This window comes from uncultured Campylobacter sp., from assembly GCF_938030685.1.
Lineage (GTDB): Bacteria > Campylobacterota > Campylobacteria > Campylobacterales > Campylobacteraceae > Campylobacter_B.
Genome location: NZ_CALHHX010000156.1, coordinates 1 through 13054 on the forward strand (window position 1 = coordinate 1; position 13054 = coordinate 13054).

Annotated in this window: 11 protein-coding genes and 1 pseudogene; 5 read left to right on the forward strand and 7 right to left on the reverse strand. The window is 47.6% G+C overall.

Translation table 11 applies throughout. From position 1 onward, the window contains the following. From Q0369_RS11225 to Q0369_RS07010, 5 genes and pseudogenes are all read left to right on the forward strand, one after another. Positions 1-101 (forward strand): annotated as a pseudogene (locus Q0369_RS11225) (3-methyl-2-oxobutanoate hydroxymethyltransferase); the annotation flags it as partial. A 444-nt stretch (positions 102-545) separates the two neighbouring features. Further along, positions 546-1220 (forward strand): hypothetical protein, encoded by a 675-nt coding sequence (locus Q0369_RS06995; protein ID WP_298097823.1) that lies wholly within the window; start codon positions 546-548, stop codon positions 1218-1220. A gap of 822 nt (positions 1221-2042) precedes the next feature. Next, positions 2043-3059: a Holliday junction branch migration DNA helicase RuvB gene (ruvB, locus tag Q0369_RS07000; RefSeq protein WP_298097826.1), complete on the forward strand. Its 1017-nt coding sequence runs from the start codon at positions 2043-2045 to the stop codon at positions 3057-3059. A 350-nt stretch (positions 3060-3409) separates the two neighbouring features. Beyond that, positions 3410-4849: an AI-2E family transporter gene (locus tag Q0369_RS07005; RefSeq protein WP_298097829.1), complete on the forward strand. Its 1440-nt coding sequence runs from the start codon at positions 3410-3412 to the stop codon at positions 4847-4849. 29 nt (positions 4850-4878) lie between these two features. After that, positions 4879-5142 carry a hypothetical protein gene (locus Q0369_RS07010; RefSeq protein WP_298097833.1) on the forward strand — a complete coding sequence of 88 codons (264 nt, stop codon included), beginning with the start codon at positions 4879-4881 and terminating at the stop codon, positions 5140-5142. Positions 5143-5215: 73 nt separating this feature from the next. Here the strand turns inward: Q0369_RS07010 and Q0369_RS07015 are convergent, their stop codons facing one another. The 7 genes from Q0369_RS07015 to napA form a co-directional block, all read right to left on the reverse strand. Next, positions 5216-6169, reverse strand: coding sequence for a hypothetical protein (locus Q0369_RS07015; RefSeq protein WP_298097837.1), 954 nt, complete (start codon positions 6167-6169; stop codon positions 5216-5218). 203 nt (positions 6170-6372) lie between these two features. Beyond that, complete coding sequence (locus tag Q0369_RS07020; protein WP_298097840.1) at positions 6373-6708, reverse strand: chaperone NapD; 336 nt, start codon at positions 6706-6708, stop codon at positions 6373-6375. Continuing rightward, positions 6705-7940 carry a hypothetical protein gene (locus Q0369_RS07025; protein ID WP_298097843.1) on the reverse strand — a complete coding sequence of 412 codons (1236 nt, stop codon included), beginning with the start codon at positions 7938-7940 and terminating at the stop codon, positions 6705-6707. Before Q0369_RS07025 ends, Q0369_RS07020 begins: the two co-directional genes overlap by 4 nt. Positions 7941-7949: 9 nt before the next feature. After that, positions 7950-8483, reverse strand: a complete 534-nt coding sequence (locus Q0369_RS07030) for a nitrate reductase cytochrome c-type subunit (RefSeq protein ID WP_298097846.1) — start codon at positions 8481-8483, stop codon at positions 7950-7952. Continuing rightward, positions 8480-9289 carry a quinol dehydrogenase ferredoxin subunit NapH gene (gene napH, locus Q0369_RS07035; protein WP_298097849.1) on the reverse strand — a complete coding sequence of 270 codons (810 nt, stop codon included), beginning with the start codon at positions 9287-9289 and terminating at the stop codon, positions 8480-8482. Before napH ends, Q0369_RS07030 begins: the two co-directional genes overlap by 4 nt. Positions 9290-9292: 3 nt before the next feature. Further along, positions 9293-10045 (reverse strand): ferredoxin-type protein NapG, encoded by a 753-nt coding sequence (gene napG, locus Q0369_RS07040; RefSeq protein ID WP_298097851.1) that lies wholly within the window; start codon positions 10043-10045, stop codon positions 9293-9295. Positions 10046-10048: 3 nt separating this feature from the next. Then, complete coding sequence (gene napA, locus Q0369_RS07045) at positions 10049-12832, reverse strand: nitrate reductase catalytic subunit NapA (protein WP_298097854.1); 2784 nt, start codon at positions 12830-12832, stop codon at positions 10049-10051. Between the last annotated feature and the right edge of the window lie 222 nt (positions 12833-13054).

Consider the following 13054-nt stretch of genomic DNA (forward strand, 5'->3'; position numbering starts at 1 on the left):
ATTTAGACGGCGCTGCGCTGGTAAAAGGCGCGGTGCGCGAATACGCGCGCGAAGTGAAGGACGAGAGCTTCCCGAGCGAGGAGTTTGAATATAGGCAGTAGCGAGATTTGGATTAAATTTTAAAATTTAGGCGCCGAAATTCTAGCGATAAAGTTCCGCTTGTCTTAAAACAATGTTTCGTTTTCGCGCGTCGCAAACTACGTAAACAGCTCGCGCCGCTTAAAATTTATTCGGCGCGAGAAATTGTAGGCGTTTTGTGCGGATACTCTGTGCGGACACTTTACGCGGGTACGCCGCGAGCTAACGGCGGCTAATCGTAAAATAGGCGACATGGATATGTTGATCGCTGCGAATGTCCTATCGTGCGGCTGCACGTTCGTTACGAATAACGAAAAAGATTCCAAAAATATAAGCGGGCTTAAAATAGAAAATTGGACGTAAATTTGAAATTTTAAAATTTACGCTGCACGGCGGGCGTTTAAATTTTGCTCTCGCCGCAAATTGGCCGTCACGCCTAAACGGCTTATAAAATTTAAGGAGAAAATTTGGCTAAAGCTTTAAAAATCGTCATAGCCGTGGCTCTGGGCTTGCTCTTTTGCGTAAAGGTACTGCCGATTTTGGCGGTATTTTTTGCGTTTAATTCTTTCTTTGATAAAGATGATATGGAGCTGGATAAAGCCCCGTTAATGCAAAATTACGAGCAAAATCGCGAGAAATTCCTAGACCTGTTAGCTTTTGCAGGTCGCAACTTCCCTAAAAATTCGCGCGTCATGATCGAAAGTGCCTACGGCGATGAGTATATTTGGATCTATATGGACGGCAATAAGACGAAATTTTATTCAAATTCTATTTTCAAAGATAATGCGCCGAGCATAGGCGAGGGGTTAAAGCTCATCGGCTGGGACAAAAAGACGTTTGCAGAGCTAAAGTCAAAGCTCGCGGCGATAAACGCTAGAACTATCGTGCTAAATAGAAGCGGCGATAACCGAGTACCTTGGGCGAGCATCACCTACAGCTATATGGAGCACTTTGCCGATAGCTATGAATTTTATGTTCTCAATAGTCCAAAACTCGCCGAGCTATATGCCAAGGGCTACTCGAAAAAATTTCAAAGCGACGGCGTAGTATTTTTATACGCAATTGAAATATCAGATTATAGAGTGCTTTGTAAGAGTGACGACGACAATAAAAGTGTCTTGATCAAAGAGAGCGATCGATAAAGCGTCGTGAGATTCACGGCTAAATTTAATCGCCCGAGCCCGCGTTAAGCTTAGCGGTAAATTTTACAATCCGCGCCGAATTCCAAGCAGTCGCGAAAGACAAAACTCCGCGCGAAATTTTACCTAGCCGCGCAAGTGCGCAAGGTAGATTTTGCATAGGATTTTACGTAGAATTCTGCGCAAAATTTATTGCGAAATTTTAACCGACTACGCGAGACGGAATTTTAGCCTGCTGCGTGCCGCGGAGCTTGAAGCGCGGGATTTAAAGCCTTGCTGCCGCAAAAACAAAATCCGTATCAAAGCTCTACGAGACAAAATTACGTTGCAAAATTTCGCTGTAAAATTCCAGGCGCCGAATTTACTATCGTAAAATTCCATCGCCAAATTTCACGTTGTAAAGCCTCGCGTATTTTTCAAACGGCTAAATTTCGCTTCTAAATTCTATGCGCTCAAATTTCGCACCGCTTGCTCCGCAATCGTCGCTCGCGAACGCCAAAGTCTTAAATTCTGCGCTATCAAATTCCACGCATTAAAATTTAGCGCAGTTACCATTCGGCGCGCTGTTTGGGAGCCGCCACAATAAAATTCCGCACTAAGGCATAGCGAGCGTAGCGGCATGAGCGTAGTCTTAAAACGTCGCGCTAAAATTTCGCAGTCTTTCGCGACGGGTGCCTGCTTTTAGCCCAACCCTAAGCGCGTACCGTAAAATTCCGTACCGTAAATTTTATCTCGCTCGCAAAGACGGCGCCTTGCTAAAATTGTCAAAATTTAGCCATTTTTCGCTACACTTGCTAAAATTTTAAAAACGATTAAAGAGAGATTATGGACAGAATTGTAGAGATCGAAAAGATGCAGCTCGATGAGAGCGTGGAGAGCTCGCTGCGCCCGTCAAGCTTCGAGGATTACGTGGGGCAGGAGAAGATCAAATCAAACCTCGCTATCGCGATCGCCGCGGCGAAAAAGCGCGCTGGCGTGCTTGATCACGTGCTTTTCTACGGGCCGCCCGGGCTCGGTAAAACCACGCTCGCGCATATCATCGCCGCTCAGATGGGCGCCGCTATCAAGGTCACCGCCGCGCCGATGATCGAAAAGGCGGGCGATCTGGCGGCGATTTTAACGAACCTGCAAAGCGGCGACGTACTTTTCATCGACGAGATCCACCGCCTAAGCCCCGCGATCGAGGAGGTGCTGTATTCGGCGATGGAGGACTTCCGCCTCGACATCATCATCGGCTCCGGGCCCGCCGCGCAGACCATCAAGATCGACATTCCGCACTTTACGCTCATCGGCGCCACGACGCGCGCAGGCATGATCTCCGCGCCGCTGCGGGATCGCTTCGGAATGCAGTTTCGCTTGCAGTTTTACACGAACGCTGAGCTTGCGCGGATAGTGCAGATCGCCTCTGTTAAACTCGGGAAGGAGAGCGCGGCCGACGCCAGCGCCGAGATCGCGCGTCGCTCTCGCGGTACTCCGCGTATTGCGCTAAGGCTGCTGCGCCGCATACGCGATTTTGCCGAGGTGCGCGACGAGGGCGCTATCTCGCACGATCGCGCGCGTGAGGGGCTCGAGGCGCTGGGCGTGGACGAGCAGGGCTTTGACGAGATGGATATAAAATATTTGGAAATTTTATTTGACGCTAAGCGCCGTGCCTTGGGGCTTAGCACGATCGCGGCGGCGCTTAGCGAGGATGAGGGCACGATCGAGGACGTCATCGAGCCCTATCTGCTCGCTAACGGCTACATCGAAAAGACCGCCAAAGGTCGCATCGCAACCGATAAGGCGCGCGAGGCGCTCGGTCGCGTGCTAAAGACCGCGGAGAGAAATCTGTTTGAGGAGTGATCTGCGAGTTTGAAATTTAATCGGGCTCGGCGGGCGCTTAAAATATTATTTCTATCGGTCGCTTTCCCTTTAAAATTTAAACGGGCTTTGCAGGTTTCTTGCGGTGTGTTTACGTCGCGTGCCGCCTATGGGTTATTTGCTAGGCGGGTGCTTGGGCGTACACTTTGTGTCAGCCCGCCGCCTTTAGTCTTTTAAATTTTACTTCGAAATTTTAATAAACACACCCGTTGCGTCGTCGCGCGCTGTATGTGCGAGAACGCTGCTCGTAAATTCTATGAAATTTCAAAATTTAATCGAAATCTGATAAAAAAATTTATAAAATACGTCATCAAATTTCAAAAGGATAAAATTTGCCGACGCCAAAAGATAACGCCGCAAGCCGCAATGAAAACCTGGCTGAAAAGATAGCTCAAAATAACGCTGAGAATAACGCTAAAGGCGAGGCTCAAAATTTCACTGAAAATCAGACTGTAAATAACGCTGAGGGCAAAATCCAAGCCGCCGCCGAAGCCAAAGCGACCGTCAAAAACAAAATCGAAGCCGCTGCCGAAAATCAAAGCAAAAACCGGACCGCAACCGACAAAGCCTCATCTGCTGGTGCAGCCGCGCTTAACGACGCTGCCGAAGCCAACGAGACCTTCTCGGCTAATGCTTCCGCATTAGGCGCCGCTGCCGCTTCGGGAGCCGCTGCCACTTCGGGAGCCGCTGCGGGTATGAAAGCAGGTCTTGCCAAGGCTAGCGGGCGCGCGAAAACGAACAAGATATTTTTTATCGGCGCAACCTTGCTGATGTTTTGCTGCGTGATCTATCTGTTCTCGCCATTTTTAATGGTGATCGCAATCGGCGTACTGATGGCGGTGGCGACCTCGGGTCTGCACGCTAAAGTAACGAAGCTGTGTCGCGGCAGGCGCACTCTAGCCTCGGTGCTTAGCCTATTTTTGCTCTGCGCGCTTTTTTTCGTGCCCTTCATCTACGCAGTGATCGAGATCGCCAAAAACGCCGCGAGCTTCGATATGGCGCGCCTAAACGATGCGCTTAGCTACGTTCAGAGCCTAAACATCAAGCTGCCTGGGCCTTTTGAAAAATTTGATACGCAGTTTCGCTCGTTTTTGGCAAACCTTGATGTCGCGGGCTTAGCGAAACAGATCATCTCCTATCTCTCGGTCGTCGGTAAATCCAGCGCGAAATTTATCGTAGATATGGTGCTTATCATCGTGTTTTGCTTTTTTGCATACCTCTACGGCGAGAGCTTCAAGCGCTTTTTTAAAAAAATTCTACCCGTCGAGCCCGCACAGATCGATTATATCTTTTCCGAGACGGCAAATACGATGAGCGTCGTGTTTTACTCGACTATCTTCAACGCCGTATTGCAGGGCTTTTTGTTTTCGATCATCGCAGGGATCTTCGGCTTTGACGCGCTGCTGATGGGGGTGCTTTTCGCCTTCTGCTCACTCATCCCCGCAGTCGGCGGTGCGCTTATCTACGTGCCTACCGCGCTATACGTACTAGCGGGGGGCAGCACTTCGGGCGCGATCGTGATAATGGCGTATTGCGTGATACTGATCTCAACGCTCGCGGACAGCTTCGTAAAGCCGCTCGTGATCAAATTTATCAACTCGCGCCTGGTCGAAAACCCCGCAAATATCAACGAGATGCTGATCTTCTTCTCGATGCTTTCGGGCATCAGCACGTTCGGGTTCTGGGGCGTGATCTTGGGGCCCGCGATTTTAACGCTATTTATCGCTGTGCTAAATTTATACGACTATCTAAAAAAGATAGAATTCGAGTAGGGCTTGCGCCGCTGGGCGCTTTTAAATTTATGAAAATGTCTCCCGTAAAGCACAATGCCAAGCATACCCTTGCGGCTCTTGCGCCCTCGCGCCTTTTTATCCGCTCGCGCTTTTGCGCGGGCTTAAAGGCTTTAAATTTAAAGGCAAATTTTAATTTCAGCTGCTGCTTGCACTCTTTGACGAATTTTAGAGCAAAGATCGCGAGTATCGGCGAGGTTATTTTGGGTCGCGTCATGCGGCGGCGCAGTATTTTTAAGCTACACCGCGCGGCGCGGCGAAATTTTATGGATTAGAGTTTAAATTTAAAGTAGTCGTTAATAAAAGAAAGAATTTTAACTTCAGCTCTAGCAAGCAATGCCCAGCAACTCAATACCCACTTTCGTCGCCTTCTCCTTGCGAGTTAAAATTTATCTTATTCTTTTGATTCTTTAAATTTTGGTATTGTTTGAAAAGTATGTCCGTCTCATGTTTATCATAGTATAAATTTTTATTATAAAATATCGTTTCATAATCGAGATTGCTCCCCTTGTCGTATATTGAAATGAAAGAAAATATATATTCTCTATTGCAATCCGTATTTTCATCAATTATCTTTTTATAGTTATAGCAAAACGGGTATATGCTCTTTTTTTGTTGATAAAATATATCCCTAAATATAGAGTTTAAAAGCCACCTATAACATCTGTTTTCTGGAGTAATTATGTCAAATTTTTTAGTTTTTGTTTCGTACATAATTGGTAATTGTATGTCATTTTTACTTATAAATACAAAATCAGTAAATAGGTCGAATGAGTGGTTGGCGCCATCTCCAAACCTCATATATATAAAATTCTCTATAAAATTTCCATCTTCGTCAATCAAATGCTTTTGCTCCCAAGGATAAAAGAGCCGTAGCTTTAAAACCTCGTCGTTTCCTACAATCTCTTCGGCGTTTTGTATAGGTTCGCCGTTTTTGCAAATTTTAGAGCCCAAATCCATTAGATAATCAAAATTTAGCCTTTTATCCAGCTTCCAAAATTCGCATCTATCATCGGGGTATTTATCGCCGTTGCACCATGAAAATCTTACTCTCTCATAGCCGTTTTTGTCTAAGTGAATATCCGCCATCTTGCCGAAATCTATTTGCGGATAATTATCTAAGTAGTGAAGCTTTTTTAGGTAATCTTTTAAATTTAACTCTACGATCTCTTTTTGCGTTAGATTTTTATCGCTAAAATCAAGCGCTTCTAAGATAGCTGAAATTCTATATGTGGGCAGCAAGGCGATAAATATGCAAAGCCAGATCAGAAAAACTATAATACAAAGGTATTTCAGGCGCAAGCTTACTCCTTCGGGCAGATTGCGCTATATTATCCAATGCAAGCTTAACGAGCCCATAATCCGCAGCGCTTGCAGCAAACGACTTACTGTAAAAATTCCAAGCTTGCTTACGCGGTTAAAATTATGTAGTTAAATTTGGTAGTTAAATTTGAAATTTTAAAATTTGCATTTGACGGTAAAATTTTAAAATTTGCGGCGGCGGTTTAGACCCGCACTTTGCCGCCGTATTTGATCTGGCTCGGGTCTTTTTCGTCCAGCTCGCGCATTATCTGCTCGCCGTTGTCGGAGTTTGCCGCGGTGATGTCTGCGTCCAGATCGGAGTAAGAATAGATCATCATCGCCTCGCTTACGCCCTTTATAGCCTCTATCGCGCGAAATGCGGCGATCTCGTCATCGAAGCTCTCCACGCTAATCGTGGCGACCGCCTTGCCGCCCTCGCACGCTACGAACTCGCAGCCGCCGATGCTTTGCAGCTCCTTTCGAAACGCCGCTACGTCGGTATCTGCGCCTAGATAGATTACGACGCTTGAGATATTCATTTTACCTCCCAAAAGTAGATATATCTATTGTACCCCGAGCCCACGAGATACTCTCCTGCGAAAAGCAGATAGTTGATGATGTCGTTGTCCAGCTCGATGCTGCGGACGATCTCGCCTGCTTTATCGATTACGCGCACGCCGTTACCAACGGTAAAAGCGCCTAGCTCGGGGCTTAGCGCTACGGCAAAAACTGCAAAATGGGCGTTATAAAATTTAGCGAAATCGCCGTTTTCGTAGTAGCACGATCTTTCTTTGTCGTTCGAGCCGCTCATCATACGATCGCCAAGTAGCGCCACGGAGTAGATCCCGTCCTTGTGCAGGGACTTTTGGCTCATAAGTTTTTTCGCTTTCGCGTCGAAATAAAACACGATGCCGCCTTCGCACGAGATTAGTAGCGTCCCGCTAGCGCGGTCGTAGGCGCTGCCGCCCAAAGATGCGATGGTGAGCTTTTGCTCGAAGCTTACCTTGCCGCTAGGTAGGTCGAAGTATAAAATTTCGCTACCAAGACCTAGCAAAATCACGGTATTTTCGTCGTAGAAATAGACGTTTTTAATCCCTGTAATTGGCAATTTGTAGTGCGTGATCTTGCCGCCTGCAAACACGCCAAGCATCTTTTTAAACGCGTCGCCATTATACAAAAATGCGTATTTTTCGCCTAGTTTATCGACGTCGAATATGGTAGCGCCCATCGGCTCGTCTAGGTAATTTTTGGATGAGGGCAGGGCGAAAATTAGCGTCTTGGAGATTGCGTCCGGCACGGAATTCGAGATAGAATTTTGAGCGGAATTTAATGCCGTAGAATTTTCGGCAGAATTCTGCTTTATGGAATTTGCCGCTGCGGAATTCTCTACGGAATTTATAGCGGTGGTATTTGCCTCGGAATTTCCCGCAGAATTTACGCTCGCTTTTGCATTGAAATTCTGCGCCGCATTGGAATTGATGCTTGTGCTTGCCGCGGAATTTTGATCTGCGAAATTTTGTCCAGCGGCAGAATTTCGCGCGGAATTCTCCGCGGAGTTAATGGTGATTTTATAGAGCTTTCCGTTGTCAAGCCCTGCGTAAATTTCGCCGTTTAGATTTTTTAGCACCGCGACATTTGCGTCAAGCTCTAGTATGAAGCTAGCGTGTTTGATCTTTGCAGGCGCATCTATGCCCACAGCGCCACTAGGTATTGCAACGCCGTTGCTGGCATAGATGAAGTAGGCGCAAAGTAGCAGCGGAAAAAATTTCATCGCAGCTCCTTACTCAACCTCGGCGCCTTGATTTAGCGTATCTATGAGATTAGAAGTGGAATTTGCGTCGCTAAACCTGCTAAAATCAGCCTTAAAATTATTTTTAACGAGCGGATCGGTTTGGGCTTGCGGCACGTGGCATTGCGTGCAGTTGAAGCGCTGCTCGGCTAGCGTGCCGTTTAGATCCGCACCCGTGCGGAAGTCCACCAGGTGGCTTTTTGGAATCGGCGTAGAGCCTACATCCTTAGCGACATCGGGCATATGGCAGGTTACGCACATATTGTTATCCTTTGTGATCGGCACTAGCCCGTCTAGGCTGTGTGGTATAAGCGGCGGAGCGTTTTCAAAGCTGCGCTCGATTTTCGAAGCGGCGCCTGGAGCATCCTCGCTATATTTGAAATCGGGCAGGGAATTTTTATTTTGCGCCGATTCGTCCACGCTTTTTATAAAGCCCAAGCTGTCGGCATCTATAGATGCCGTCTTGTCCGCGGCAAATAGCGCCGCACAGCATGCAAGAGCCAAGCCTAAAACTATTTTTTTCATTTTTTCACTCCTAATATACTAAAATTTAAAGCATCGTCGTCGCATACGTCGATACAGCGTCCGCAGCTGATACACTCGCTGCTAACGCGCCCGTTTTCGCGCCCGACCATCTTAAGCACCTGAACTTCGGGGCAGACCATTTTGCATTTGCCGCACATCGTGCATTTATCAACCTCGTGGCGAATGCGAATGATGCTAAAATAGCTAAGCGCCGCCCAAAATCCGCCGAGCGGGCATAGCCGCGAACAGATCGTGCGATCGCCTGCGAAAATTTCAAAAACTACGATCAGTAGCGCGATTGCAAATGCACTGGCACTCAGCGATATGACGGCGCGCGCGAAAAGCGAGATAAAGCTTACGCTCTCAAACGCCGCAAAGCCGAAAGCTCCGCTGCAAATGAGCGCTAGCGCTGCTAAGACGTAGCGAGCCTTGCGGTTTACGCTAACGATCTTAGTCGTTATGCCGAGTCTTTTACGAAGCCAGGCGGCAAGATCGGTCAGCAAATTTATCGGACAGACCCATGAGCAATATACTCGCGGCGCTATAAGCGCATAAAATGCTCCTACGATAAGCGCTCCGATAACCGCCGTAGCGCCTAAAGAAAAGCTAGCTAACAGCATCTGCGCCGTCGCAAACGGATCGCTTAGATTAATCGTGCCGAAAAGTTTCGACGAGCTTAGATTGCCCTTTAGAATTCCTGATAAAATTCCGTTTTCGCTCGCGGCTTTGAAGGCGAAATTATTTCCTAAAATAAAAAGGACTAGAATAGAAATTTGGCTCAAACGCCTTAAAATAGTGTATTTCATTGCCTAGCCCCCCTCCATTAGATCGTCCTCGTTTAAGTAATCCTTACTCTTTTGCGGATCGAGCTTGATTTTGGTGTCTGCGTCCTTTAGCTTTGCGTCGTCGCCCTTGATCCAGCCTTTGACGTAGTTATCGCTGGAAATTCCTATGACGCGCTCGCGCTCCACGACGCTGATAGCCGCCTTTTTCGTGACGCAGGCATGCTCGCACTTACCGCAACCCGTGCAGTAGTCGCTATCTACGACGGGCACGAGTAGGGCGTGCTTTTCGGTGCGGTTGTTGTGACGGTAATCGATCCTAAGTGCCTTATCCATCACGGGGCAGCTTCGCACGCACGCGTCGCATTGGATACCTGCATAAGCGATGCAATGCTCGGTATCTATGACCGCAACGCCCATTTTGGATAGACGCACATTTAGCTTAGAGTTTTCGCTCACTAAATTTTTATCTAGCGCGTTGCTAGGACAGGCTGCGACGCAGGGTATGTCGTCGCACATATAGCACGGAATTTCGCGCGGGATAAAAAACGGCGTGCCGTTTGCAATAGCGTGATCGCAAAAGCTTGCAAGCTTAAGCGTATCAAATGGACATGCCTCGACACAAAGCCCGCACCTTAGGCATTTGCTAAGAAATTCTTTCTCGCCTATAGCTGCGGGCGGGCGGAGTTTGGCGTGCTCGCTAGAGTTTGCGACTCCGAGCCCCATAACGCCTACGCCCGCAGCTAAAGAAAGAATGCCTAAGACCTCACGCCTATCCATAATTTACGCCTTGTAAATTTTAACCGCGCATTTTTTGTAGTCGGTTTCTTTTGAAAGCGGACAAGTATGATCGAGCGTGACGCGGTTGATATAAACCTTCTCGTCAAAAAACGGCACGAAAATAAGTCCCTTCGGCGGAATGTTACGTCCGTGAAAGTCCACGCGCGCTTTGACTTTGCCGCGGCGCGACTCTATCCAGACGATTTCGTTTTGTTGTACGCCGATTTTAGCGCCGTCGGCTTCGTTCATATAGCATCTTGCTTCAGGCACCGCGCGATAAAGCTCCGGCACGCGCATAGTCATAGTGCCCGTATGCCAGTGCTCCAGCACGCGACCCGTACATAACCAGAAAGGATATTCCTCGCTTGGCACTTCTACAGGATCCATATATGGACGGAAGAAAATTTTAGCTTTATTGGCAAGGCTTGTTTTTTCTTCGCCTGAAGTAGCGGATTTCAGATCACCGCTAGGAAGCGCCGCTTTGGCGTTGCCGTAGAATGCAAAGTCGCTATCCGGAGCCGCTTTTTTAGCATAAGGATCGTATTGGGCGTTAAAGCGCCAAAGCGTTTCTTTGCCGTCTACGACCGGCCACCTAAGACCGCGCACTCGGTGATAGGTATCGAAATCGGCTAGGTCGTGTCCGTGACCGGTGCCGAATTTTCGGTACTCCTCCCAAAGATATTTTTGGATAAAAAAGCCGTAGCCTTTAAATTCTTTGCCGTCGCTGCCGATTACGCCACGAGAGTCGCCGTTTACTTCGGAGTTATCGAAGCTTGCCATAATCGGATCTTTTGCCGCGAAAGCCTGAGCGTCTTTGTTTGCAAAGAGCACTTCAAATAGTGTAGTATCTGGCGTATAGCCGAATTCCGAAATTTTATCCAATACGTTTGGAAGCGTAAGTTTATCATTTACCTTTGTCTCGTCCCAGAAATCCTTGAGTTTGAAGCGCTTGGAAAACTCTAACATCTGCCACGTATCGCTCATTGCGTCGCCCACAGGAAGGACCTGCTGTCTCCACCACTGAGTTCTACGCTCGGCATTGCCGTATGCGCCCCATTTTTCGTAGATCATTGCGGTTGGTAGGATTAGATCGGCTACCTTCGCGCTTAGTCCCGGATACGGCTCGCTTACTACGATGAAGTTGTCCATCTCGCGCGCCGCGGCGATCCAGTGGTTTGCGTTGGCGATCTGCTGCCACGGGTTGTTGACCTGTACCCATATCCATTTTATCTTGCCATCTTCGAGATTGCGTAGAGCCTGCACGTAGTGCGCACCTGGTTTTGGGTTTATCGTGCCCTCGGGAAGCTTCCAAATTTTTTCGGAAACCTTTCTGTGAGCGGGATTTGCCACAACCAGATCGGCAGGTAGTCGGTGAGAAAATGTACCCACCTCTCTAGCCGTGCCGCAAGCGCTAGGCTGACCGGTAAGCGAAAACGCTCCGCAGCCCGGCTTAGCTTGCTTGCCGAGAAGGAAATGCACCATGTAGCTTTGCTCATTAACCCAAGTTCCTCTCGAGTGCTGATTAAAGCCCATCGTCCAAAAGCTTACTACTTTGCGGTCCTTTTCGATGTAATAATCTGCCAGCTGCTTTAGCTTGGTCTTAAACGCCTCTAAATCCTCACTTTCGTCACCCTTAGCTAAAGGCGCTACGAAATCTAGCGTGTAAGGCTCCAGCGCTTTTTTAAATTCTTCGAAGCTTATGAGCCAGTGAGCATCTGATTTGTCAGAGTGTTTGTTTTCGAGTACGTCGCCCTCTTTCATACCCAGATATGCTAAGGTAACGCCCTCGGATTTGCTTAAAATTTTGGATTTTTGCTTGGCTGCAGTATCGAGCTCGGTCTTGCGGTATTTTTTATGATTTATATCTTCTCGCAAGCCGTAGCCGATATCTACTGGACCGGTAGCGAATACGCAGTGCTCTTTAATAAATTTTTCGTCTATCATCTCTGGATGGTTATAAACGATCTCTCGTGCTATGTAGTTCCATATCGCAAGATCGGTATTTGGACGGAATATAATTTCGATATCGGCGATGTTTGAAGTGCGGCTAGAGTAGGTCGAGAGATTTATAACTTTTACGCGGTCCGGGTTGCGAAGCTTGTGGTCGGAGACGCGAGACCAAAGGATCGGGTGCATCTCAGCCATATTTGCACCCCAGGCGATGATGGTGTCGGTTAGCTCGATATCGTCGAAAACGCCCGCAGGTTCGTCGATACCGAAGGTTTGCATAAAACCTACGACAGCACTAGCCATGCACTGGCGAGCATTAGGATCGAGATTATTGGAGCGAAAGCCTGCCTTTACTAGCTTTGCTGCGGCGTAACCTTCCGGGATCGTGTATTGACCGCTACCAAGTACGGCAAAGCCCTCGGGACCGCCTTCGTTATAGGCGCGCCTGAAATGCTTCTCCATTTCGTCGAACGCTCTTTGCCAGCTTATCTCGATAAATTTTCCCTTTTTGTCGAATTCGCCTTTGGAATTTACGCGCAAAAGAGGCTTGGTAATGCGATCGGCGCCGTACATGATCTTGGCGTTGAAATAGCCTTTGATGCAGTTTAGACCGCGATTTACTGGGGCTAGCGGATCACCTTTGACCGCTACGATCTTGCCGTCTTTGGTGGCTACCATGATGCCACAGCCGGTGCCGCAGAAGCGACAGGCCGCCTTGTCCCAGCGCCAGCCTTTTTCAGCTTCGTCCGCAGCACTAAGACTGCTAGGCAAGCTGATACCTGCAACGCTACAGGCAGCCGCTGCTGCAGAGCTTTTTATAAAGTCTCGTCTATCCATGAGATTAACCTTTTGTTTAGAATTAATTTCTACTTAAGATTTTGAATAATAGCATAAAAAAACGGCTTAGTCTAGATTAAAATCAAGGTTTTTTCTGCATGAATTTCAGATATAAAATAATAATTTTATAAATTTTAAACTTAGTGGCTTAAATTTTATCAGGACGTCGAGTTTTTGATAAATTTTAATATAGATTTTCATTTAATTAAATTAATATAATAT